This window comes from Streptomyces sp. NPDC059832, assembly GCF_042731715.1.
GTDB lineage: Bacteria > Actinomycetota > Actinomycetes > Streptomycetales > Streptomycetaceae > Streptomyces.
Genome location: NZ_JBHWIY010000012.1, coordinates 206,554 through 228,617 on the forward strand (window position 1 = coordinate 206,554; position 22,064 = coordinate 228,617).

General features: G+C 70.7%; 21 protein-coding genes. 9 read left to right on the plus strand and 12 right to left on the minus strand.

Going from position 1 to position 22,064, the window contains the following annotated elements:
* The first annotated feature begins 24 nt into the window (after positions 1 to 24).
* From ACFV8T_RS22950 to ACFV8T_RS22970, 5 genes are all read left to right on the plus strand, one after another.
* Complete coding sequence (locus ACFV8T_RS22950) at positions 25 to 1,062, plus strand: FecCD family ABC transporter permease (RefSeq protein WP_385330475.1); 1,038 nt, start codon at positions 25 to 27, stop codon at positions 1,060 to 1,062.
* The gene (locus tag ACFV8T_RS22955; protein ID WP_385330326.1) at positions 1,059 to 2,123 is read left to right on the plus strand and encodes a FecCD family ABC transporter permease; all 1,065 of its coding nucleotides are present in this window, start codon (positions 1,059 to 1,061) and stop codon (positions 2,121 to 2,123) included. Before ACFV8T_RS22950 ends, ACFV8T_RS22955 begins: the two co-directional genes overlap by 4 nt.
* A 125-nt stretch (positions 2,124 to 2,248) precedes the next feature.
* The gene (locus tag ACFV8T_RS22960; RefSeq protein WP_385330329.1) at positions 2,249 to 3,103 is read left to right on the plus strand and encodes a YndJ family protein; all 855 of its coding nucleotides are present in this window, start codon (positions 2,249 to 2,251) and stop codon (positions 3,101 to 3,103) included.
* Positions 3,100 to 3,624, plus strand: a complete 525-nt coding sequence (locus ACFV8T_RS22965) for a DUF1990 family protein (RefSeq protein ID WP_385330331.1) — start codon at positions 3,100 to 3,102, stop codon at positions 3,622 to 3,624. Before ACFV8T_RS22960 ends, ACFV8T_RS22965 begins: the two co-directional genes overlap by 4 nt.
* A 37-nt stretch (positions 3,625 to 3,661) precedes the next feature.
* Positions 3,662 to 5,098, plus strand: a complete 1,437-nt coding sequence (locus ACFV8T_RS22970) for a lipase maturation factor family protein (protein WP_385330333.1) — start codon at positions 3,662 to 3,664, stop codon at positions 5,096 to 5,098.
* Here ACFV8T_RS22970 and ACFV8T_RS22975 read toward each other — a convergent pair.
* The 10 genes from ACFV8T_RS22975 to ACFV8T_RS23020 form a co-directional block, all read right to left on the minus strand.
* Positions 5,076 to 7,439, minus strand: a complete 2,364-nt coding sequence (locus ACFV8T_RS22975; RefSeq protein WP_385330335.1) for an alpha-L-fucosidase — start codon at positions 7,437 to 7,439, stop codon at positions 5,076 to 5,078. The genes ACFV8T_RS22970 and ACFV8T_RS22975 overlap by 23 nt on opposite strands.
* 143 nt (positions 7,440 to 7,582) lie before the next feature.
* Complete coding sequence (locus ACFV8T_RS22980) at positions 7,583 to 8,932, minus strand: ammonium transporter (RefSeq protein WP_385330338.1); 1,350 nt, start codon at positions 8,930 to 8,932, stop codon at positions 7,583 to 7,585.
* A 57-nt stretch (positions 8,933 to 8,989) separates the two neighbouring features.
* The gene (locus ACFV8T_RS22985) at positions 8,990 to 9,955 is read right to left on the minus strand and encodes an urease accessory protein UreD (protein WP_385330341.1); all 966 of its coding nucleotides are present in this window, start codon (positions 9,953 to 9,955) and stop codon (positions 8,990 to 8,992) included.
* A gap of 1 nt (position 9,956) precedes the next feature.
* Positions 9,957 to 10,577 carry an urease accessory protein UreG gene (gene ureG / locus ACFV8T_RS22990; RefSeq protein WP_385330344.1) on the minus strand — a complete coding sequence of 207 codons (621 nt, stop codon included), beginning with the start codon at positions 10,575 to 10,577 and terminating at the stop codon, positions 9,957 to 9,959.
* A gap of 30 nt (positions 10,578 to 10,607) precedes the next feature.
* Positions 10,608 to 11,375 carry an urease accessory protein UreF gene (locus tag ACFV8T_RS22995; protein ID WP_385330347.1) on the minus strand — a complete coding sequence of 256 codons (768 nt, stop codon included), beginning with the start codon at positions 11,373 to 11,375 and terminating at the stop codon, positions 10,608 to 10,610.
* A 4-nt stretch (positions 11,376 to 11,379) separates the two neighbouring features.
* Entirely contained in the window at positions 11,380 to 13,104 is a 1,725-nt protein-coding gene (gene ureC / locus ACFV8T_RS23000; RefSeq protein WP_385330350.1) for an urease subunit alpha, read from the minus strand.
* Complete coding sequence (locus tag ACFV8T_RS23005; RefSeq protein WP_385330352.1) at positions 13,104 to 13,616, minus strand: urease subunit beta; 513 nt, start codon at positions 13,614 to 13,616, stop codon at positions 13,104 to 13,106. The genes ureC and ACFV8T_RS23005 overlap by 1 nt, the downstream gene beginning before the upstream one ends.
* A complete protein-coding gene (locus ACFV8T_RS23010) occupies positions 13,613 to 14,434 on the minus strand; it encodes a cobalamin biosynthesis protein CbiX (protein ID WP_385330355.1) in 822 nt (273 codons plus the stop codon). Before ACFV8T_RS23010 ends, ACFV8T_RS23005 begins: the two co-directional genes overlap by 4 nt.
* 4 nt (positions 14,435 to 14,438) lie before the next feature.
* Complete coding sequence (locus tag ACFV8T_RS23015) at positions 14,439 to 14,744, minus strand: urease subunit gamma (protein ID WP_385330357.1); 306 nt, start codon at positions 14,742 to 14,744, stop codon at positions 14,439 to 14,441.
* Between the two features lie 57 nt (positions 14,745 to 14,801).
* Positions 14,802 to 15,764 (minus strand): urea transporter, encoded by a 963-nt coding sequence (locus ACFV8T_RS23020; RefSeq protein ID WP_385330360.1) that lies wholly within the window; start codon positions 15,762 to 15,764, stop codon positions 14,802 to 14,804.
* A gap of 198 nt (positions 15,765 to 15,962) precedes the next feature.
* On the opposite strand from ACFV8T_RS23020, the gene ACFV8T_RS23025 reads away from it, so the two are divergent.
* Both ACFV8T_RS23025 and ACFV8T_RS23030 read left to right on the plus strand, forming a co-directional pair.
* Positions 15,963 to 16,433: a fluoride efflux transporter FluC gene (locus ACFV8T_RS23025; protein ID WP_385330363.1), complete on the plus strand. Its 471-nt coding sequence runs from the start codon at positions 15,963 to 15,965 to the stop codon at positions 16,431 to 16,433.
* Positions 16,430 to 16,804 (plus strand): fluoride efflux transporter FluC, encoded by a 375-nt coding sequence (locus tag ACFV8T_RS23030; RefSeq protein WP_385330366.1) that lies wholly within the window; start codon positions 16,430 to 16,432, stop codon positions 16,802 to 16,804. Before ACFV8T_RS23025 ends, ACFV8T_RS23030 begins: the two co-directional genes overlap by 4 nt.
* Positions 16,805 to 16,888: 84 nt before the next feature.
* On the opposite strand, the gene ACFV8T_RS23035 is transcribed toward ACFV8T_RS23030, so the two are convergent.
* The gene (locus ACFV8T_RS23035; RefSeq protein WP_385330480.1) at positions 16,889 to 17,065 is read right to left on the minus strand and encodes a hypothetical protein; all 177 of its coding nucleotides are present in this window, start codon (positions 17,063 to 17,065) and stop codon (positions 16,889 to 16,891) included.
* 348 nt (positions 17,066 to 17,413) lie between these two features.
* Positions 17,414 to 18,898 (minus strand): SDR family NAD(P)-dependent oxidoreductase, encoded by a 1,485-nt coding sequence (locus ACFV8T_RS23040; RefSeq protein WP_385330369.1) that lies wholly within the window; start codon positions 18,896 to 18,898, stop codon positions 17,414 to 17,416.
* A 260-nt stretch (positions 18,899 to 19,158) separates the two neighbouring features.
* Between ACFV8T_RS23040 and ACFV8T_RS23045 the strand changes: the two genes are divergently transcribed.
* Both ACFV8T_RS23045 and ACFV8T_RS23050 read left to right on the plus strand, forming a co-directional pair.
* Positions 19,159 to 20,433 (plus strand): PP2C family protein-serine/threonine phosphatase, encoded by a 1,275-nt coding sequence (locus tag ACFV8T_RS23045; RefSeq protein ID WP_385330372.1) that lies wholly within the window; start codon positions 19,159 to 19,161, stop codon positions 20,431 to 20,433.
* A complete protein-coding gene (locus ACFV8T_RS23050) occupies positions 20,430 to 22,055 on the plus strand; it encodes an ATP-binding protein (protein ID WP_385330375.1) in 1,626 nt (541 codons plus the stop codon). The genes ACFV8T_RS23045 and ACFV8T_RS23050 overlap by 4 nt, the downstream gene beginning before the upstream one ends.
* Positions 22,056 to 22,064 lie beyond the last annotated feature (9 nt).

A 22,064-nucleotide genomic window follows, 5' to 3' on the forward strand; every position in this document is an offset into this window, starting at 1 on the left:
CGCCTGGGCCAGACCACCACCCCCATGGCCACCCCCACCCACCCCCCCCCGACTGGTCCCGGCACCTCACGGGCCGGCACCGCTCGGCGGGTGTCCTCCCTCGTCGTCGCACTCGTCGTTCTCGTACTCGCCGTCTTCGCGAGCATCATGTTCGGCAGCCGGACCACCTCGTTCGGCGATGTGCTGCACGTGCTGTCCGGCACCGCCGATCCGAATGTCACCACCATCGTCGAGAGCCGCTATCCGCGGACCGCGCTCGGTGTGCTCGCCGGTCTCTGCCTGGCCGTCGCGGGCACCCTCATGCAGGGAGTGACCCGCAATCCGCTGGCCGATCCCGGCCTTCTCGGGATCAACGCGGGCGCCTCCGCGAGCATCGTCGCCGCGACGGCGTTCCTCGGGGCGACGGGCAGCACGGAGACCATGTGGTGGGCGCTGCCCGGTGCCCTGATCGCCGGCCTGCTCGTCCATGCGATCGGCTCGGCGGGTTCGGGCAGCGGGCCGGTGCGGCTGGTGCTCGCCGGTGCGGTGCTCTCCGCCGTGCTGATGGCATTCATCCAGGCGGTGACCCTGAGCCGCCCGAAGGTGTTCGACAGCTACCGGTACTGGGTCGTCGGCGCGCTCGGCGGACGGGACTTCGACGTCTTCTGGTCGGTCCTGCCGTTCGCCGTGGCCGGTCTGGTGCTGGCCGCGGTGCTCGGCCCCGGCCTCAACACGCTCGCCCTCGGTGACTCGACCGCGGCGTCCCTGGGGGCCCGTCCGGCGCTGGTGCGGGCGGGCGGGCTGCTCTCGGCCACGCTGCTGAGCGCGGCGGCCACGGCGGCGGTCGGCCCGATCGCCTTCGTCGGACTGGCCGTTCCGCATGTGGTGCGGGCGCTGGTCGGGGTCGACTTCCGGGTGCAGATCCTCTTCTCGGCGCTGGTCGGCCCGGCTCTGTTGCTCCTGGCGGATGTCGTGGGGCGGGTGGTGATGCGCCCGCAGGAGCTGATGGTCGGCGTCGTGACCGCGTTCATCGGGGCACCCGCACTGCTCATTGCCGTACGCAGGATGAGGGGCAACTCATGACGTCGCATCAAACCGCGATCCGCACCGCCTCGCCGCGGAAGGTCCTCACGGCCGGCGGGCGGGTGGCCCTGCCGGTCCGGCGGGTGTCCGTGCTGACGGCGCTCGTCCTGTTCCTGCTGCTGCTGGCGGGGGCCGTCGCCACGCTGTCGCTCGGGCGGCTGGGCATTCCGCTCTCCGAACTCGCCGGGGCGGTGACCGGCGGGGCCGAGGGCAAGAACGCATTCGTCATGGAGCGGCTGCGGGGGCCGCGGCTGGTGGTCGCCGTGGGTACCGGCGGTGCGCTCGGGCTCTCCGGGGCGCTTTTCCAGTCCGTCACCCGCAATCCGCTCGGCAGCCCCGACGTGATCGGGCTGGCGTCCGGCGCCGGGGCGGGCGCGGCGATCACCGCGCTGCTGTTCCCGGACACCGTGCCGGTGGCGCTCGGAGCGCTGCTCGGCGCCGTTCTCGCCATGGTGCTGGTCCATGTGTCGACCGGGACCGGATTCCGCAACCCGGCCCGGCTCGTCATCGCCGGAATCGGGGTCGCCGCGATCGGCACCGCGATCACCCAGTACGTCGTCTACGCCATGGAGCGGGACCGGGCCGCCGTGCTCACCGCCTATGTCAACGGCAGCCTGTCGGCACGGTCCTGGGGCGACGCCACCACGATCTGGCTGGTGCTGCTGGTCGTCGCCCCGCTCACGGCACTGATCGCGCGGCGGCTGGACATCGGGGAGATGGGCGACGACATCGCGGGCGCGCTCGGATCGGAGCCCCGCAACACGAAGACCCTCGCGGTGGTCCTCGCGATCGTGCTCTCCGCCGGTGCCGTCAGCGTCGCCGGACCCATCGCGTTCATCTCGCTCACAGCTCCGCAGATCGCCAAGCGGATCACCCGGGTATCCGGCCCGCATCTGGTGCTGTCGGCGCTGACCGGCTCGTTGCTGCTGGTGCTCGCGGATCTCTGCGCCCAGCAACTGCCGCTCTTCGACAACCTGCCCGTCGGCATCTACACGATGGCCATCGGGGGCGTGTACCTCGGGTATCTGCTGATACGGGAGTGGCGCCGGGGAGCCCTCTGAGGCGCCCGGCGCCGGACCCGCCCCGTCCGCCCTCCCCGCGCGGCCCCGCTTCTTGAACACGTTCAAGAAGCGTCGTAGAGTCACCACCGAACGCGCTTGAACACGTTCAAGCCGAGGGGGTCGTGATGTCGGTGCTGGTCGGTCTGATCGTGATGCTGGGCATGCTGGTGGTGGTCCCGGTGGGGCTGCGGCTGGCCGGTGCCCCCGAGCTGGACCGGATACGCCGTCTCTGGCCGCTCTTCGCCGTGCCCGGCGCCGTCGCCCTCTGGCTGCCGCGCGGCGGCCCGGCCACCGTCCTGGCGGCCTGCTACGCGCTCGGGGCCCTACTCCTCGCCCTGCACGCACCGCCGCGGCTGCTCCGCAACCACCGGACGCCCGGGACGCCCACGGTGACACCCGCCGAGATCGCGCTGCTGACCGCCCTGGTCACACCCTCCGTCGCCGCCACGGCCCTGGTCGCCGAACGCTCGGGGCACCCGCTCTTCGGCTTCGGGCTCGGCATCCTCGCGCTGACCGTGCCGCACTTCCACTTCGCCGGATTCGCCGCCGCGCTGGTCTCGGGGCTCGTCTGCCGGATCACCGACAGCCCGGCGGGGAGGTTCGCCGCGCTGAGCGTGCCGCTGGGCACCCTGCTCGTCCTGATCGGCTACTTCATCGGGGACTGGGCCGAACTGGCCGGCGCGGTCGTGCTGACCTCGGGAATGTGGACCGTCGCCCTGCTCACCTGGCGATCGATCCGCGACCGGAACCGGGACGGGATCACCCGGCTGCTGCTCGCCGTCTCGTCCGCCGTGCTCGCGGTCACCATGGTGCTCGCGCTGAGCTGGGCACTCGGCGAAGCAACCGGGCTCCCCCACCCCACACTGACCTGGATGGCCGCCACCCACGGCCTCGGCAACGCACTGGGCTTCGCGCTCTGCTCGCTGCTCGCCTGGCGAAGGCTCCAGAACCGCACCGACCACGAAGGCAGGACGGCATGACCGCACTCACCTACCCCGAGGTCGGAGCCACCCGGCTGGGCCCGCTCCCCGACGGATACCACCACCTCCACCACCGGACCCGGGTCGGCCGCGGCCGGGCCGACTTCGAAGCGGCGGGCGCCGCCGTCACCCGCTGGCGCATGCACCGCGTCTCCGGGGCCGGGGTCCACGCGTCGGCGGACCGCGCCGAGGCCGGGGTCACCGTCCGGGTGTCGCTCGGCGCCGGACCGTTCCGGTTCACCGCTCCCTGCCGCGTCGTCTGGGCGGCCTACGAGAAGGACCTCGTCGGATTCGCCTACGGGACACTGGCCGAGCACCCCGAGTGCGGTGAGGAGTCCTTCGTGGTGGAGTCGGCGGACGACGGGACGGTGTGGTTCACCGTCATGGCGTTCAGCCGCCCGGCCGCCTGGTACACCCGGCTCGCGGGCCCGCTCGTACCGTTGACCCAGCGGTGGTACGCCCGCCGGCTCGGATCCACCCTGCGCCGGATCGTCGCCGAGGGCCGCGCCGAGCGGGGCTGAAGGGCTGAGCGGAGCCGGTGGGCCGATACTGGAAGCGATGGAATGGTTCACCGCAGACGGGTACTGGCTCAGCCGGCTGGTCTTCCAGCGGGCTCTCGCCGGTGTCTATCTGGTCGCCTTTCTCACCGCCGCGCTCCAGTTCAGGGCGCTGATCGGCGAACGCGGCATGCTGCCCGTACCCGATTTCCTGCGGCGTACGGACTGGCGCAGTGCACCCGGCCTGTTCCGGCTCCACTACAGCGACCGCTTCTTCGCCTTCGTCTCCTGGACCGGCTGCGCAATCGCCGCCGCCCTGCTCGCGGGGGCGGACTCGTACCTGCCGCTCTGGGCCGCGATGGCGCTCTGGGCGCTTCCCTGGGCGCTCTATCTGTCGATCGTCCAGGTCGGCCAGACCTGGTACGGCTTCGGCTGGGAATCGCTGCTGCTGGAGACCGGATTCCTCGCCGTCTTCCTCGGCAACGCGCACACGGCGCCGCCGGTCCTGGTGCTGTGGCTGCTGCGCTGGGTGCTGTTCCGGGTCGAGTTCGGCGCCGGGCTGATCAAGATCCGCGGCGACGAGTGCTGGCGCAAGCTGACGTGTCTGTACTTCCACCACGAGACGCAGCCGATGCCGGGGCCGCTGAGCTGGTTCTTCCACCGGCTGCCCAGGCCCGTCCACCGGGCCGAGGTGGCGGCCAACCACGTCACCCAACTCCTGGTACCGGTGCTCCTCTTCACTCCGCAGCCGGTGGCGAGCGCGGCCGCGGGGCTGATGATCGTCACCCAGCTGTGGCTGGTCGTGTCGGGGAACTTCGCCTGGCTGAACTGGCTGACGATCGCCCTCGCCCTGTCCGCCGTCGACTGGTCCCTGTTCGCCGCGCCGCCCGCGCAGTCCGCGCCGCCGCTCTGGTACGAGATCGTCGTCCTGGCGGTGACCGCGCTGGTCCTCTTCCTCAGCTACCGCCCGGCGCGCAATCTGATCTCCCGGCGCCAGGTGATGAACCGCTCGTTCGACCCGCTGCATCTGGTCAACACCTACGGCGCGTTCGGCAGCATCAGCCGGGTCCGGCTGGAGGTGGCGGTCGAGGGCACGGACGAGGAGGTGCTCCACGACGGCACCGTCTGGCGGGAGTACGGCTTCCGCGGCAAACCGGGCGATCCGCGCCGGATGCCCCGCCAGTTCGCCCCGTACCATCTGCGGCTGGACTGGCTGATGTGGTTCGCGGCGCTGTCCCCCGCGTACGCCCACCCCTGGTTCGGCCCCTTCGTGGAGCGGCTGCTGGAGAACGACCGGGACACCCTGCGGCTGCTGCGTCACAACCCCTTCCCCGACGCCCCGCCCGCGCATGTCCGCGCCAGGGTGTACCACTACCGGTACACGACCTGGCGCGAACTGCGGGCCACCGGACGCTGGTGGCACCGGACCTATGTGCGGGACTTCATGCCCCCCGTCTCACTCGGTCCCTCCTGGCTCAGCCCGACCAGGCGATCTTGAACACCCAGGCGTGCTTCCCGGTCCTGCGGGCCGCCGCGGGTACGTCGATCACCAGCGAGCCGCCCCGGACGCGCCAGTTGAGCGGCCGGTCGTGACCGAGCAGGGTGATCCGGTCACCGCTGCGGACCGGCACCGGTGCCTCGACGGTGAGGGTCGCGCCCGGCCGCACCAGGGAGTGGATGTAGAACGCCCGGTTCGGCCGCAGGGTGAACCGCAGATCCTCACCGAGCTGCGGCATCCGTGACCAGTACGTGGTGTCGTAGATCGCCTCCCCGTTCGTCTTCAGCCACTCCCCCGTCTCGCGCAGCCTGCGCTGCATGATGTCGGGGATCGTGCCGTCGGCCCTGGGCCCGATGTCCAGCAGGAAGTTGCCGTTCTTGGAGACGATGTCGACGAGCGAGTGCACGACCTCCTCGGCCGTCATGTACTTCTCGTCCGGCGTCTGGGCGTTGTAGCCGTAGCTGTACGGGTCGAGGCCTCGGCTGGACTCCCACTTGGCGGTGACGATCTGGTCGTACGTCGTGTACTCGGGCGTGGTGAAGTCGTACGGGCCGATCCCGGAGCGGTTGTTGACGGTGACCTCGACCGGGCGGGCCCGGTTCTTGGCGTGGTTGAAGTACTCGGCCAGCACCCGGTGGCTGTCGTTGTCGCCGCCGATGTCGCACCAGAGGATCTCGGGGTCGTAGCCGTGGATCAGCTCCAGCATCTGCGGTCCCTGGAACTCGGTGACGTAGTCCTTGCCCGCCGTGTGCCCGGTGTACGGGACGGGCTCCAGGGTGTACGGATTGCGCGGGGCGTGACCCATCCACGGGTGGTCGGGGTTGAACCATTCGGGCATCGAGAAGTACAGCCCGGGGTGGAGCTCGGGGGTGTAGCGGCGCGAGGCGTCGAAGAGCTCCTTGACCAGGTCGCGCCCGGGGCCCATCTTCACCGAGTTGCGGTCCGAGAGCTTGGTGTCCCAGAGCGCGAAGCCCTCATGGTGCTTGGAGGTGAGGACGTGGTACTGGGCACCGGCGTCCCGGAACAGCTCCACCCAGGAACGCGGGTCGAAGCGTTCGGCGCGGAACCTCGGGATGAAGTCGTCGTAGGCGAAGGACTCGCCGTAGGTGTCGCGGTGGTGGGCGTGGGCGGGGTTGTCGGGGTCCTGCATCTGGTTCCAGTACCACTCCGCGTACTGGGTGCCGACCGGCGCCCAGGCCGGTACGGAGTAGACCCCCCAGTGGATGAAGATCCCGAACTTCGCCTGCTGGAACCAGTACGGCGCCTGGTGGGTGGAGAGGGAGGCGTCCGTCGGTGCGTAGTCGGGGACGCCGAGGGTGAGCGAGCGCCGGACGGTGGCCGCCGCCGCTCCGCGTCCGCGCGCGACAACGTTGCCTTCCTGGGTGGTGCCGGGTGCGGTGCCGGGTCTGCTGCGGATACCGATGCGGACGCGGGCCTGCTCGCCGGGGGCGAGGCGCAAGACGCGGGCGGGCGCGACGGTACGGGCTCCGGGCACGTCCACGGAGAGGGTGAGGCCGTCGGCGGCGAGAATGCCGACCGTGCCCGCGTTGACGACGGTGGCCTCGACGCTCTGGGTGCCGGAGTCCAGCAGCGAGGTGGTGGAGTGGGCATCGCGCAGCGCCAACGCCCTTCCCTGCGCCGCCGGTTGGAGCGAGAGGGCGAAGATGTGCAGGGAGGACTTGTTCGCCTCGGCGGGCTGGGTGGTGGGCAGGGTGAGCGCGACGGCTTCCCTGGCCGGGTCGAGCGCGATCTCGCTGACGGCCATGGACACCTGGTGCGGGTCCTTGGCACCGTCGGCGCTGTAGCGGTACGCGGCGGTGAGGGCGCCGCTGCCGCCGTACCAGTCGGGCCCGCCGAGCACGGGGGTCGCCGTGGTGCCGTCGGCGTAGTGGACCGTGGCCCTGCCGGACGCGGCGCCGTAGCTGCACGAGGTGAGGAAGAGGCCGGAGAGATAGCGGCCGGGCGGCAGGTCGATGCGCTGGCCGAGGGCGACGACGTTGTTCCCGGCACCCGCCGCGGAGCCGGGGAAGAGGAAGACGGTGCCGCCGATCTCCCGTTCCCCGGCGGGGAGTTCCTCACCCGGGAAGGTGTAGCCGGAACCATCGAAGTCGCCGCCACGGGCGTCGGCGGTGTCGATGCCGTCATTGTCGAACCACTTGTCGAGAGGCACGGGCACGGCGGCGGGAACGGTGCCCCACCCGCCGTCATCGGTGCCGGCTCCGGTGCGCGGGGCGGCCGCGGGGTGCGGGGCCGCATCGGCGGTGGCGGGGGTGAGCAGGGCGGCGCCGACTGCCGCCCCTGCCGTCATTCCGAGTACATGGCGTCTGGGAAGTTCGGTCATGACATCCGATGATTGGAGTGCGACTCGAACCTGTCAATGCAATCTTCCAGACAGAACGAAACACGTTCCCCAGACTCATCCGATGACTGTGCTGGGCGGCGATGAGGGCCGCCCCCTGACGGGCCCGGCCCCGGCAGGGCCCGTCACTTGGACTCCTCCCGGGCCCGCAGCAGCCTGGTGATCTGCCTGACGAGTTCGTCGTCGCTGGTCACAGCCTTTCCGGAGACCAGGGCGCCGAGGCGCTCGGCGGTCTGGAAGTCGTAGGCGCGCTCCCGCTCCGTACCGGGAACGCTGTCGTACTCGTCCTTCGCGCGGAAGCCGACGGCCAGATCGACCACCTTCGCGATGATCCAGGTGAGGATGAAGGAGAACGCGATCACGGAGACGATGGCGATGAGCTGCTTGCCCAGCAGTCCCCAGCCGCCGCCGTGGAAGAGCCCCTTCTTGCCGCTGATCCGCGCGGTGGCGAACAGGCCGACCATGATCAGGCCGACCAGACCGCCGACGCCGTGCACACCGACCACATCGAGCGTGTCGTCCACGCCGAAGCGGTACTTGAGCGTGATGGCGAAGGCGCAGACCGCCCCCACGACCAGGCCGGTGATGACGGCGCCGAGTGTGTTGATCTCGCCACAGGCGGGAGTGATGGCGACCATGCCCGCGACGGCGGAGGAGACGACACCCATGGTGGTGACCGTCCCGGTGCGCCATTTCTCGACCAGCGGCCAGGTGATCATGGCGCCCGCGGCGCCGAGCTGGGTGTTGATGAACGCCGCGGCCGCGGTGCCCTGGTCACTGAGCGCCGAGCCGGAGTTGAAACCGAACCAGCCGAACCAGAGCAGCCCGACACCGATCACCACGAGCGGAACGTTGTTGGGCCGCTCCTCGCGACGGGCGAAGTCGCGCGGTGCCCGCAGCACCAGTGCGACGGCGAGCCCGGCGACCCCGGAGTTGAGTTCCACCGGCAGACCGCCGGCGAAGTCCAGGGCACCGAGGTGCTTGACGATCCACCCGTCCTGGTCGAACACCCAGTGCGCGAGCGGGATGTAGACGATGAGCAGCCACAGGACGACGAAGACGAGCCAGCCCTTCATCGTGGCGCGGTCGGCGATCGAGCCGCTGATCAGCGCGACCGTGATGATCGCGAAGCCCATCTGGAACGTGCTGTAGACGAAGGTGGGAATGTGACCGGTGAGGGTGGTCAGTCCGATGTCGTGCATGAACACGTGATCGAGGTTGCCGATGAGTCCGGCGCCGCCGACATCCGGTCCGAACGCCAGCGAGTAGCCGATCACCCACCAGACGAGCGTGCCGAAGGCGAGCGCGGCGAAGCTCATCTTGATCATCATCAGGATGTGCTGGGTGCGCACCATGCCGCCGTAGAAGAACGCCAGTCCCGGCGTCATCAGCAGCACCATGGCGGTGGAGGCGAGCAGCCAGGCGGTGTCGCCGGAGTCGTACGCGGGTGGCATCGGCGCGGGAGCGGTGTTCATCTGCGGAGACCTCGTCGTGGGGGGGCGGGAGGGGCACGGGGGCTGGTCGGTGATGTGTTACGGCTTGCGCAGATCGGGGGCCGGGTGACCGGTGAGCAGCCGGCGCACGGCGTCCCAGGCGGCGGCGTGCGCCGCGGCGACCCTGACGGGACTGTCGCCCAGGAGCCGGACCCAGGCGCCGCAGTCGCGGGGCAGCACGCTGACTCCGTGCAGGACGCCGAGCCCGGCCAGCGCCTCGTGGAGGGTGTCGGCCAGCTCGGTGGCCGGGGTGCGGTCGGTGACGACGAAGAGCGACGCCACATGGTCGTGCCCGGCGAACACGCCGGGGCCGACGACGCCGTTGCCGCCCGGCCCCGCACCCGGTGCCAGGCGCAGGGTGTCGATGGCGAGGAGGGTGCCGTCGGGCCGGGCGATGTGCAGATCGGTGGCGAGGACCCGGTAGTCGTGACGCTCGCCGCGGGCGAGCCGCCCGGCGGTCAGGGTGTCGCCGACGACCACGGTGGCGCCGGGTGCGACCGTGACCTCGGTGCGCTGGTAGAACCGCGAGTCCTTGAACGGGATCAGCGGGTCCGGCAGATACTCCACGTAGGCGCCCTCGTCCGCCGTGAGGTGCACGCGCTGGCTCGCGTAGTCGTGCTCCATGCGGAAGACCTTGGTGGCCGCCTGGGTGGTCAGGTGCACCTCGGTGCCGGGTCCGCAGCGGAAGTCCATCCGATAGCGGTCGGCCTGGGCGATGCCGCCGCCGGTCGCCATCAGATAGACGTAGCTCATGCCGGGCATCGCCGGGTCGATCCACAACGGCCGCATGATCTGCAGCGGGGTCTTCTGGTAGCGCTCCACGAGTTCGGTGCGACCGCCCCGTACGGCGAAGGCCAGGTCGAGGATGCCGACCTTGGCCGGCGAGCCCGGCCCGAGCGTGTCGGGCACGGACGCCAGGGCCGCCACGTCCGGGGGGACGCGGGCCGCGGTGTAGTAGTCCGGGGCCAGCCGGTCCGGCCGGGGCGGCGACGGGGTGGGGTGCATGTCAGATCAGCGCCTTGCGGCGGGATTCGAGGAATCCCACGACATCCTCGACACCGACGCCGGTGAGGCAGTCGGTGAGGACGACCGGGCGGTTCTCGCGGACCCGGTGGGCGTCGGACTCCATGACGTCGATGTCGGTGCGCACGTATGTGGCGATGTCGATCTTGTTGATGACGAGCAGATCGGAATCGGTGATGCCCGGACCGCGCTTGCGGGGCATCTTCTCGCCCTCGGCGGTGTCCAGTACGAAGATGAACAGGTCGACCAGGGCCGGGCTGAACGTGAGCGTGAGGTTGTCGCCGCCGGACTCGTAGAGCAGCGTGTCGGTGTCGGGGAAGCGCTCCAGCATCTCGGCACCGGCCGCCAGATTCATCGTGGGGTCGTCGCGCACGGCGGTGTGCGGGCAGGCTCCCGTCTCGACGCCGACGACGCGCTCCGGTTCGAGGACCCCGTCGAGGGTGCGGCGGATGTGCTGGGCGTCCTCCTGCGTGTAGATGTCGTTGGTGATGACGGAGGGGCGGTGGCCGCGCTCGATCAGTACCGGTACCAGTGCCTCGATGAGCGCGGTCTTGCCGGACCCGACCGGTCCGCCGATGCCGACCCGCAGTACGTTGTCGTCCATGGTGCTCCCTGGTTCGTGGGGATGGATGGATCAGCTCGCGAACAGCCGTGCCTCGGCGCGTTCATGACGGCCCGACATGATGTCCGAGGCGAAGACGGTGGCGCCGACGTCGGCGAGTTCGCGCCGCAGCGCCGCCTCCGCCGTCGCCTCGATGACGGGTGCGGCGTCCCGCAGCAGCCGCTGCGCTCTTCGGTGATCGGTGAGCCGCAGCCTCAGGGCGGCTCCCGCGAAGCTCGCGCAGAACGCGAACAGGTCCGCGGCGACCGCCTGGCGGACCGGCACACCGGTGGCCGCGTAGATGACGCCCGCGGCCACCGCCTGGGTACCGGGGGCCTCTCGGCGTACGACACGGTCGAAGTGTTCGGTGATCTCCGGGCGGTCGAACACCTCGGCGGCGAGGTCGAGGAGCTGCTGGCCGGTCCGGGTGGCCGCCTGGCGCATCTCGCGACCCAGCTTGGTGGCGAACAGGTGCTCGTCGACTCGGACGACGGCCGCCGCGTCGCCCGCCCGGGTCGCCCGGTGGGCGAGTGCGAGTGCGGTGGCGTCGGCCGGGCCGACGCCGTGCAGCAGCAGATCCTCCAGCAGCAGCGGGAGGCTCTCCCGGTCGACCGCCCCGGCGTGGGCGAAGCCCTCCAGGCTGTGCGACAGCGTGTAGAAGCCGCTCGGGAACGCCGAGTCGGTCAGCTGGAGGCTGACCAGCAGCGGCCCGAGCGCGGGCTCGGCGGCCGGTGTCCCGGCGATGGCCTCGCCCGACGCCCGGCCGGGTTCGCCCAGGAGGTCGCTCTCGTCGCGATACATCGGCCTAGACCAGGAAGAACAGGTGGTTGAGGGGAAGTTCCTCGGCCGGGTCGATGGTGGCGATCTTGCCGTTGAGCGTGACCTTGAACGTCTCCGGGTCGACTTTGATGTCCGGCAGCTCGTTGTTGCGGATCATGTTGTGCTTGCCGATGGTCCGGGTTCCGCCCACCGGAAGGATCTTGCGTTCCAGGCCCAGTTCGGCCGGTACCCCGGCGGCGATACCGGCCTGGGACATGAAGGTGACGTGCGTCGCCTGCAGGGCCTTGCCGTACTGCCCGAACATCGGGCGGTAGATCACCGGTTGCGGGGTCGGCAAGGAGGCGTTGGGGTCGCCCATCTGCGCCCAGGAGATGATGCCGCCCTTGATCACCATCTTCGGCTTGGCACCGAAGGAGTGGATGGGCCAGAGCACGATGTCGGCGAGCTTGCCCCTCTCGATCGAGCCGACGTGGTCGGAGATGCCGGTGGCGATGGCCGGGTTGATCGTGACCTTCGCGAGGTAGCGCAGCACCCGCTGGTTGTCGTTGCGGGCCGAGTCGCCCTCCATCGTGCCCAGCTTGTCCTTGCAGTGGTGGGCGATCTGGAAGGCCCGGGTGACGGACTCACCGACCCGGCCCATGGCCTGCGAGTCGGAGGAGACCATGCTGATCACGCCGAGGTCGTGCAGGACCGACTCGGCGGCGATCGTCTCGGCGCGCACGCGGCTGTCGGCGAAGGAGACGTCCTCCGGAATGTCGTGGCTGAGGTGGTGGCAGACCATGACCATGTCGAGCAGTTCGTCCACCGAGTTCTTGGTGTACGGCAGCGTCGGGTTGGTGGAGGAAGGCAGTACGTTCGGCTCGCCGGCGACCCGCAGGATGTCCGGGGCGTGGCCGCCGCCCGCGCCCTCGCTGTGGAAGGTGTGGATGGTGCGGCCGTCGAACGCGGAGCGGGTGTCCTCGAAGAAGCCGCCCTCGTTGAGGCTGTCGGTGTGGATGGCCACCTGGACGTCGTACCGGTCCGCGACGCTCAGCGCGTTGTCGATCACGGCGGGGGTGGCGCCCCAGTCCTCGTGGACCTTCAGGGCACAGGCCCCGGCCTCGATCTGCTCATTGAGCGCCTCCGGCAGGCTGCCGTTCCCCTTGCCCATGATGCCGAGGTTGACCGGGAAGGTCTCGGCCGCCTGGAGGAAGCGGGCGATGTTGTACGGGCCGGGTGTGCAGGTGGTGCCGTTCGTGCCGTCGGAGGGACCGGTGCCACCGCCGATGAGGGTGGTGATGCCGTTGGTGAGCGCCTGCTCGGCCTGTTGCGGCGCGATCAGGTGGACATGGGTGTCGATGGCGCCCGCGGTGGCGATGAGGTGCTCACCGGCGATGGCCTCGGTGCCCGGCCCGATGACCAGGTTCGGGTGGACGTTGTTCTGCGTCTGCGGGTTGCCCGACTTGCCGATGCCGGCGATGAAGCCGTCCTTGATGCCGATGTCGCACTTGACGACACCGACGACGGGGTCGATGACCACGACGTTCGTGATGACGGTGTCGAGCGCGCCCTGGGTGGAGGTGGCCTGCGGGTCGGAGGCCATGCCGTCACGCATGGTCTTGCCGCCGCCGTAGAGGACCTCGTCCCCGTACAGGCCCTCGCTGAAGTCCTTCTCGACCTCGACGACGAGGTTGGTGTCGGCGAGGTGGAAGCGGTCGCCGACCGTCGGGCCGAACATGTCGGTGTACTGCTTGCGCGGCAGGACGGGCATCAGCGCGAACCCTTCTTCTTTGCCTTGGAGTCCTTGGAGTCCTTGGAGTCCTTGGAGTCCTTGGAGTCCTTCGAACCCTTGGTGGTCTTGCTGCTCCCGGGGCCCTTCCGCGGTGCCCCGGAGTCGTCGCCGTCACCGTCCTGCGTGCCCTGGAAGCCCAGCTCGATCGCCTTGCGGACGGCCTCGACCTTGACCGGGTGCGAGGCGAGGCTGCCGTTGAGCAGCCCGCTGAACCCGACGAGCCGGCCGGTTCCGGCGTACGCGCACAGCTCCACGTCGCGCGTGCCGCCGGGCTCGATGCGTACCGACGTGCCGGCGGGGATGTTGAGGTGCATGCCGAGCGCCTTCCGGCGGTCGAACGACAGCGCCGAGTTGACCTCGAAGAAGTGGTAGTGCGAGCCGACCTGGACCGCGCGGTCCCCGGTGTTGTGCACGGTGAGTTCCACCGTGCGGCGACCGGCGTTGATCTCGATCGGTTCCTTGCCGTAGAGGTACCTCTGACGGAACGTCATGCGATGCTCCTGATGACTTGGCCCGCACCATGGACGTGCGGGTGCCGATGCGGGTGCGGATGTCCGTGACCGTGGTCGTGTCCGCCGCCCGGTGGGTGGCTGTGGGAATGACCGTGGTTGTCGGCGGCGGTAAGTCCGGCCGCGATGCCGTCGTCGCCGTGCTCGCCCCGGTGCCGCCGGGCATCGGCCACGCGCTCTGCGAGCACCCGGGCCAGTGCCGCGGGAGCGATCAGCGGACCGGCGGATTCGACCCGTGTACCGGGTACGTCGGGCACCTCGGGCCGCGCGAACGCCGCCGGGAGCAGCACCACGTGCCGCGCGCCCAGCAGCCGGCAGCGCCGGACCCCCTCGGCGGGATCGGGGTCGCCCCCGGCGAACGCGACCTCGACCAGGTCGTGGCTGCCGTAGCGGCGGACCAGGCTCGCGACCCGGTACAGCTCGGCGTCCTCGAACGGGTCGCCGGCCGGGGCCGTGACCAGCAGCGCGGAGCTGTCCGGGGCACGGCCCGCCGCCGCGCGCAGCCAGGCGGTCAGATGCTGGGAGGTGCCGAACGGCTCGGCCAGCACGGTCGCGGCGCGTTCGGCGGCGGGCAGTGCGCGCAGTGTGCGGGCGGCGTCCGCGACGAGTTCCGGGTCGCGGCCGAGCGTCATCGGGACGACGCAGCTCTGCTCGCCCCGGCGGCTCAGCGCGGCGATGGTCCGGAACAGCGCGCGCCCGTTGGGTACGACGGTCACCTCGGGGTCCACCAGGCCGTGCAGCGCCTCTCCGTACGCGGCCTCGTGGCCGCACACGGCGATCACCCGGCAGTGGTCGGACACCGGTTCAGCCGCCGATGGGGTCGTGGCAGGACACCAGTTTGGTGCCGTCCACGAAGGACGCTTCGATCTGGAGCAGTCCGAGCATGTCCCGTACGCCCGGCATGGTGTCGTCCTCGCCGACGACGTGACGGCCGAGTTCCATGCAGTCGGCGACGCTCTTGCCGTCGCGCGCGGCTTCCAGGATCGCCTCGCTGATCAGCGCCACGGACTCGCTGTAGTTGAGCTTGAGGCCACGGCCCCGGCGCTTGCGGGCCAGGTCGGCCACGACGTACACCAGCAGTTTGTCGATCTCGCGAGGTGCGAGGTTCATCGTCAGTACCTTCCTCTGGGATGCGAAAAGGGGGCGGGGTGGGTACGGGCCGGGCGGTCAGCCGCTCCTGCGGAAGCGGGGCAGCAACGGGACGGCCGCCATGAGTACCCAGGTCACGAGGATGAACGGCCAGGTGAAGGTGTGGCCGCCGAACGGTTTGAAGAACGAGGTCAGTGAGGCGGTCAGGCCGGTGGAGGCCGCGGCGCCGAAGAGCGCGTACGCCCCGTTCCACACCGTGGCGGTGAGGAAGACCGCGCCGACGGCGATGGCGACGAGCACGGCGTTGTATCCGTAGATCCCGTCGGCGATCAGCGCGGTGGGGGCGCCGAGCGCCCAGGCGGCGAAGATCCCGACGACGCTGCCGGCCGCCGCGTACAGCACCACGCGCACTCCGGCGAAGGCGAGGCCGACGAGCATGATGAGCCCGACGTACCACGCGTCCACCAGGAAGACCTGCGAGACATTGGTGAAGAAGGCGTGCCACAGGTCGTCCCAGGAGATCGCGGTGTCCCCGCTGGTGGTGCTGGACACGGGCTTCGGCGCTCCGTGCCAGATCCGGCCGAAGGACGGCGCCCCGAGCACCATGACGCCGGAGACCAGGCAGAACGGTGCGGTGAGCGCGGTGAGTCCGTACGGCTTGAGCAGGGTCGTCAGCGTCATGGTCAGTACGGTGCACAGGATCGAGCCGATGACCGCGAGCACATAGGTCGCGGGGTGGTTCCCGAGCGAGGTGACCAGCGCGATGCCGGTGAGGCAGCCGGAGTACCCATGGAGGCCGAGGGCGATGCCGGACCGGTCGACGCGGAGCACGTAGGCGGTCAGCGTCGAGACGGCGGTGCCCAGGGTGGCGAAGAGCCCGATCTGCCAGCCCGCCGCCCACAGCCCGGCGAGGATGAACGCGCCTGTCCAGATGCACGGTTGGAGGTCCACCTGCCCGACTCCGCGGACCGAGGCCAGGAGGAAGGCGGTCGGTTGCCGGCTTTCGAGTTTCCGGACGACAGCCGGCTCGGCGATGGGCAAGGGGAGCTCCAACAGCTCGACGGAGAAGGGCCGCTCCCCTCACGGGACGAAGAGGGCGGAAATTGGCCTACCGCCATCAATGCATATGCCGGGCGGCTCTTCTCGCCGTGCGGTGTTCTGCTACTCCGGTCGAGTCCGTGAGCGCGCCGTTCCGCGTGCTGGGCGTGTGCGTCCGGGTCCGCTCGCTAGGTTCGCCGGATGTTCCCGAGGATGCGACTGCACCACCACACCCATCCCGATCACCATCCGGGGGCGCAGCCGGCCGTCGTGATGGCCGTCGCGATCGGCGGCGCCGCGGGGGCCGTGGCCCGCCACGGTGCCGAGCGGCTCTGGCCGACCGGCACTTCGGCGTTCCCCTGGACGACTGTGCTGATCAACGCCGTGGGCTGCTTCCTCATGGGTGTCCTGATGGTCACCTTGAAGCTGCGCTTCCCCGGATCGCCCCGGCTGATCAGTCCGCTGCTGGGCACCGGTGTGCTCGGCGGGTTCACCACGTTCTCCCACTACACGAACAATGTGCGGCAGCTCTTCGAGAACGGCCGGCCCGGCCATGCGGTCGGCTATCTGCTGCTGACGGTCGTCGTGGCCCTTGCCGCCGTGACGGCGGGCGCCTTCGCCGCGCATTTCGCGCTCGGACGCGGCTACGCGGACCGTGACGGCGTCCTGTGACCGACTGGCTGCTGGTGCTCGCCGGCGCACTGGTGGGGGCTCCGGTTCGTTATCTGCTCGGCGTGGATGCCAAATTCCGCCTCCACACCGCCTTTCCGTGGGGCACCTTCGCGGCCAACGCGGCGGCGGCGTTGCTCCTCGGCTTCCTCTCCGAGGCGGTGACCGACGGGGATCTGGGGCCCCGGGCCCAGCTGCTGCTCGCCACCGGCTTCTGCGGCGCGCTGTCGACCTGGTCGACGTTCTCGTACGAGCTGCTGACCCTCACCTCGGCCCGCCGGCTGGCCATGGCGGCCGGATATCTGGTGCTCACCGTCGGTGCGGGCGTCGGTCTTTCGTTCGCCGGGGCGGCCGTGGCGCATGCGGTCCGGTGAACGGCGCACGCCCCGACCGGCAGAGCTCCGGCCCGCGCGATGCGGGCCGGAGCTCGGGTGTTGGTGCCGGGGTGCGAAGCGGAGTCAGTCGACGCTCGGCAGGATGTGCGGCTCGGCGAGGTCGTCCTCGTAGCCGGCCAGCCGGATCGGTGCGGACCTGGCCCAGACCTCGATGTTCCGGAGCTTCTCGGGCCTGCGGGCCCGGTCTCCGTGCCGTTCGGCCGGTCGCTTCTCGTGCTTCGTCATTTCCGGTGTCGTCACCGCGCACTCCTTTGTGTCGCGTAGCCCCGGGCGTCGCCGATGCTCCGGCCTCATTACCGGGAATCAGCCACCCGTGTGGGGCAGGGGCAAAGAACGGTTCGGTCGCGGTGGCGCCGGGTACGGGGCGGGACGGCGACTTGGTTGACAAGCCTGTCCCGGGACGGTCGAGGAAGGTTTGTGGACTCCTCGATTACGTCCGTTCACATCAGGGTAACCAAATGAGCGCTTCCGCGCTCGATGGAACGTGTGCTCTAGGTCACTTTCAGCCACCGCATATGGAAAAGACCCGACCAGGATCGACTCCCGGCCGGGTCCACGGCGGCGCATCCACGCCGCCTCACCGGGCGACTACCAGTTGGCCGGCGCGTAGTCCTTGAGGAAGCAGCCGTACAGATCCTCGCCGTCCTCGCCGCGCACGATCGGGTCGTAGACGCGGGCGGCGCCGTCGACCAGGTCCAGCGGGGCGTGGAAACCCTCCTCGGCGAGGCGGATCTTGTCGGGGTGGGGGCGCTCGTCGGTGATCCAGCCGGTGTCGACGGCGGTCATCAGGATGCCGTCCTTCTCGAACATCTCCTGGGCGCTGGTCCGGGTGAGCATGTTCAGGGCGGCCTTGGCCATGTTCGTGTGCGGGTGGCCCGCGCCCTTGTAGCCGCGGCTGAACACACCCTCCATCGCGGAGACGTTGACCACGTAGGCGCGCTCGGCGGCCGTCGCCGCCATGGCCGGACGGAGCCGGCTGATCAGGATGAACGGGGCGGTGGAGTTGCAGAGCTGGACTTCCAGCAGCTCCATCGGCTCGACCTCCTCGACCGTCTGGATCCAGCTGTTGGTGTCGTGCAGGTCGGGCACCAGTCCGCCCGCGTCGATCGCCGTCCCGGCGGCGATCCGCTCCAGGGAGGCGGAGCCGGTGACCAGGGCGAGCTCGGTGACGTCCTGCGCGCTCAGGCCTTCCTTGCGCGCGGCCGGCAGGGCCGCGACCCGGTCGACGGTGCCGCTGCCGAAGGTGCCGATGACCTCGGCGGGGGGCAGCTCGCCCGCCGGGAGCGGCGCGGACTCGGCGTTGACCAGCTCGCTGTACGCGTTCGCGGAGCGGCGCACCGTCTGGGCCGCGTTGTTGATCAGGATGTCCAGCGGGCCCTCGGCGGCGACCGAGTCGGCGAGCGCGACGACCTGGGCGGGGTCGCGCAGGTCGATGCCGACGATCTTCAGCCGGTGGATCCACTCGTCGCTGTCCGGCATCGCCTTGAAGCGGCGGATCGCGTCGTTGGGGAAGCGGGTGGTGATGGTGGTGTGGGCCCCGTCGCGCAGCAGCCGCAGCGCGATGTACATGCCGATCTTCGCCCGGCCGCCGGTCAGCAGCGCGCGTCGGCCGGTGAGGTCGGTCCGTGCGTCGCGGCGCGAGCGGTTCTCCTTAGCGCACTGCTGGCAGAGCTGGTGGTAGAACGCGTCCACTTCCACGTACCTGGTCTTGCAGATGTAGCAGGACCGGGGCCGCTGGAGCACGCCCGCGATCTCGGCGCGGGCGGACGACGAGGGCAGGACACCCTGGGTCTCGTCGTCGATCCGGTCGGCCGAGCCGGTCGCGGTGGCTTCGGTGACCGCCTTGTCGTGCGCGGTCTTGGCGGCGCGGCGCTCCTGGCGGCGGCGCTGCTTCACCGTCCGGTAGATCCCGGCCGTGGCACGGCGCACGACGATGGCGTCGGGGTGGTCGACGTCGATGGTGTCGAGTTCGTCGAGCACACTCAGGCAGACGGCCAGCCGCTCCGGGTCGATACCGGGACCGAACTCCTCAGTACCGGGAGCGAGCTCCGGGCTGTCCTCTGTCACCGTCATTGCCGTTCCTCTGTCATCCGTCTCTCGTGGCGCCGACCGCCGTACCTGCTCCTGCCGGGCCGAACGCCCCGATCAAGTCTGCCATGCAACGGATGCTGCTCCGTTCGCGTGACTTCACGGCCGTTCGGCGCGGTTGCCGGGCACGGGTGGTGGACGACCGCGCCGCCCGTGCCCCGCCGCCCCCTTCACGGGTCGGTCACATATGCTTCGCTGCCATACGGCCGGGGTCGGGCCGTGCCGTACGTACAAGGGGGTGCAGAGTGGCCGGGCTCCCCGCGGGCGGTTCTCCGGCGAAACCGGTGCGCTCGGACGCCTTCCCCGCGCAGCAGGGGCCTCCCCCGCTCGGCAACGGTTCGGTGTGGGACGTCGACGCCGTGATCCTGCTGGTCGAGGACGACGCCGGTGATGCGCTCCTCGTCGAGGAAATGCTCGCGGACAGCGAGCTGGACTCCGCCCTGACCTGGTGCAAGACGCTGACGGAGGCACGCCGGTTCCTGGCCGGGAGCCGGACCCCGTGCTGCGTACTGCTCGATCTGCATCTTCCCGATGTGTTCGGTCTCGACGCCGTCACCCAGATCGTCGAGTCGGCGCCGGACGCGGCCATCGTGGTGCTGACCGGCCGGGCCGAGGCCGATACGGGCCTGTCGGCCGTGGCGACCGGGGCCCAGGACTATCTCGTCAAGGGGCGGCTCGATCCGGAGGCGCTGGGCCGCTCGGTCCGGTACGCCCTCCAGCGCAAGCAGGTCGAGCGGGCGTCGGCGGCGCTGCGTGCCAACCGGCTGATGGCGCAGGAGAACGCCCGCCTCGAACGCGGGCTGCTGCCCGTGCCCCTGCTGCTCGACGACTCCTTCGAAGCGGTGGCGCGGTACGAGCCGGGCCGGGCGCACGCCCTGCTCAGCGGGGACTTCTACGACGTGGTGCAGACGTCCGACGGGACGGTGCACGCGGTGATCGGCGATGTGTCGGGGCACGGGGCGGCGGAGGCGGCGCTGGGGGTCTGTCTGCGGGTGGCGTGGCGTACTGCGGTGCTGTGCGCGACCGGCCAGCTCGAACAGGTCAGGCTGCTGGAGGAGATCCTGGTCGCCGAGCGCTCCGACCCGCATGTCTTCGCCACCGTCACCTCGCTCGCCTTCGCCCCGGACCGGCGCCGGGTGCGGGTGGTGCGGGCCGGACACCCCGGACTGCTGCTGCGCGGCGGTGCCCGGGTGAGCTGGGAGGAGCCCGAGCCCGGGATGGCGCTGGGTCTGGTGCCGGGGACGGGGACGGGGCGGTGGAGCGCCTCGGAGCTGTCGCTGCCCGAGGACGGCAGGGTCGTCCTGTTCACCGACGGTCTCTTCGAGGGGCGGTCCGGCCCGGGGTCCCGGCTGGGCGAGGAGGGACTGCTCGCCCTGGCCCGCCGGCACGGGGCGCTGGCGGCCCGTGCCTTCGTCGACACCCTGGTCGACGAGGCCGCGGACGCGGCGTCCCCGTACGGCGGTCTGGCGGACGACGTTGCCGTGCTCCACCTGGGCTGGGGACGGAGCGGCGCACGATGAGCCGCCGCTCCGTGGCGCCGGACACCCGGCGCGGCCCGGCCGCGCGCCTGTCGGTCCAGCACTGGGTGCATCTGATCCTTGCCGTCTTCGTGCTGATCGTCTGCGCCGGATCGATCGTCGGCGGCCTCGTGCTGTCCCGGATGTCCGACCGCACCACCGAGCTGGTGGACCGCATCCAGCCCGCCCGCTCGTCGTCCTTCCAACTGCAGAACGCCTTGCTGGACCAGGAGACCGGGGTGCGCGGTTTCGCGCTCACCGGTGATGCGACCTTCCTGCGCCCCTACGAGCAGGGGATGCGGGACGAGAGCCTCCGGCTGGCCCGGGTGCGGGCGCTCGTCGGGGACGAACAGCCCTTCGCCGACGATCTCGACCGGATCGCCGAAGCCGCGCGGGAGTGGCGGGGCCAGCACGCCGAGCCGCTGGTCACCACGGTCCGCCGGGACGGCCCGGCCTCCGAGTCCTCGGTCCCGATCCGGCAGAGCAAGGACGAATTCGACACGCTGCGGCGGCTGTACACCACCCAGCAGGCCCATCTCGACGTGGCGCGCGACCGGGCCCGTGCCGATCTGAGCACCGCCCGCACCACCCGGGACCGGGTGTTCATCGCGCTGGTCGCGGGTTTCCTGCTGGCCGTGGTCTCGCTGAGTCTGCTGCTGCACCGGATGGTGGGACGGCCGCTGAACCGGCTGACCGCCGCCTCCGACACGGTCCGTTCGGGGGCGTTCCGCAACCGGATCGAGGTCGGCGGACCCTCGGACGTGCGCGCGGTGGCGGCGGCCGTCGAGGACATGCGCCGCCGTATCGTCGAGGAGCTCGCCGATTCCCAGGAACGCGAGAAGCTGCTGGCGGAGCAGGCCCAGGAGCTGCGCCGCTCCAACGCGGAGCTGGAGCAGTTCGCCTATGTCGCCTCGCACGATCTGCAGGAGCCGCTGCGCAAGGTCGCCTCGTTCTGCCGGCTCCTGGAGAAGCGGACCGCTCCATCGCTCGACGACCGGGCCCGGCAGTACATCGACTACGCGGTGGACGGCGCGGACCGGATGCAGGTGCTGATCGACGATCTGCTCGCCTTCTCCCGCGTGGGACGGGTGCACGACAAGTGGAAGCCGGTCGGTCTCGACCGGACCCTCGACCGCGCGCTGGCCGATCTCGCGCTGGTCGTCGAGGAGTCCGGTGCCGCGGTCGTACGGGAGGGCCCGCTGCCCGAGGTGACCGGGGACGCCACGGCGCTCTCCATGGTCTGGCAGAACCTGATCGGCAACGCGGTGAAGTTCCGCCGGCCGGACGTACCGTGCCGGATCACCGTCGGCTGCGTACAGCAGGGCGGGGACTGGCACTTCCTGGTGGCGGACAACGGCATCGGCATCCCGCCGGAGTCCGCGCAGAAGGTGTTCGTCATCTTCCAGCGTCTGCACGGCAGGGACGAGTACGAGGGAACGGGCATCGGCCTGGCCCTGTGCCGGAAGATCGTGGAGTTCCACGGGGGCCGAATCTGGCTGGAAGAGGATGCCTCCGAGGGCACCCGCGTCCGTTTCACGCTGCCGGTCGCCCCCGAAGCACCCGCGCGCGCCGTGGCGGAACCGCTCGTCACGGAGACCGCGGCCGGGCGGACCGGCCATGGCTGAGATCTGCCG

Bases quoted from the DNA above. Each gene is read 5' to 3' on its own strand.
- ACFV8T_RS23040 (WP_385330369.1), bottom strand. From the start codon at position 18,898: ATGACGGTGACAGAGGACAGCCCGGAGCTCGCTCCCGGTACTGAGGAG.
- ACFV8T_RS23005 (WP_385330352.1), bottom strand. From the start codon at position 13,616: ATGACGTTCCGTCAGAGGTACCTCTACGGCAAGGAACCGATCGAGATC.
- ureC (WP_385330350.1), bottom strand. From the start codon at position 13,104: ATGCCCGTCCTGCCGCGCAAGCAGTACACCGACATGTTCGGCCCGACG.
- ACFV8T_RS22955 (WP_385330326.1), top strand. From the start codon at position 1,059: ATGACGTCGCATCAAACCGCGATCCGCACCGCCTCGCCGCGGAAGGTC.
- ACFV8T_RS23050 (WP_385330375.1), top strand. From the start codon at position 20,430: ATGAGCCGCCGCTCCGTGGCGCCGGACACCCGGCGCGGCCCGGCCGCG.
- ACFV8T_RS22965 (WP_385330331.1), top strand. From the start codon at position 3,100: ATGACCGCACTCACCTACCCCGAGGTCGGAGCCACCCGGCTGGGCCCG.
- ACFV8T_RS22970 (WP_385330333.1), top strand. From the start codon at position 3,662: ATGGAATGGTTCACCGCAGACGGGTACTGGCTCAGCCGGCTGGTCTTC.
- ACFV8T_RS22995 (WP_385330347.1), bottom strand. From the start codon at position 11,375: ATGTATCGCGACGAGAGCGACCTCCTGGGCGAACCCGGCCGGGCGTCG.
- ACFV8T_RS22960 (WP_385330329.1), top strand. From the start codon at position 2,249: ATGTCGGTGCTGGTCGGTCTGATCGTGATGCTGGGCATGCTGGTGGTG.
- ACFV8T_RS22980 (WP_385330338.1), bottom strand. From the start codon at position 8,932: ATGAACACCGCTCCCGCGCCGATGCCACCCGCGTACGACTCCGGCGAC.
- ACFV8T_RS22950 (WP_385330475.1), top strand. From the start codon at position 25: ATGGCCACCCCCACCCACCCCCCCCCGACTGGTCCCGGCACCTCACGG.
- ACFV8T_RS22985 (WP_385330341.1), bottom strand. From the start codon at position 9,955: ATGCACCCCACCCCGTCGCCGCCCCGGCCGGACCGGCTGGCCCCGGAC.
- ureG (WP_385330344.1), bottom strand. From the start codon at position 10,577: ATGGACGACAACGTACTGCGGGTCGGCATCGGCGGACCGGTCGGGTCC.
- ACFV8T_RS23025 (WP_385330363.1), top strand. From the start codon at position 15,963: ATGTTCCCGAGGATGCGACTGCACCACCACACCCATCCCGATCACCAT.
- ACFV8T_RS23015 (WP_385330357.1), bottom strand. From the start codon at position 14,744: ATGAACCTCGCACCTCGCGAGATCGACAAACTGCTGGTGTACGTCGTG.
- ACFV8T_RS22975 (WP_385330335.1), bottom strand. From the start codon at position 7,439: ATGACCGAACTTCCCAGACGCCATGTACTCGGAATGACGGCAGGGGCG.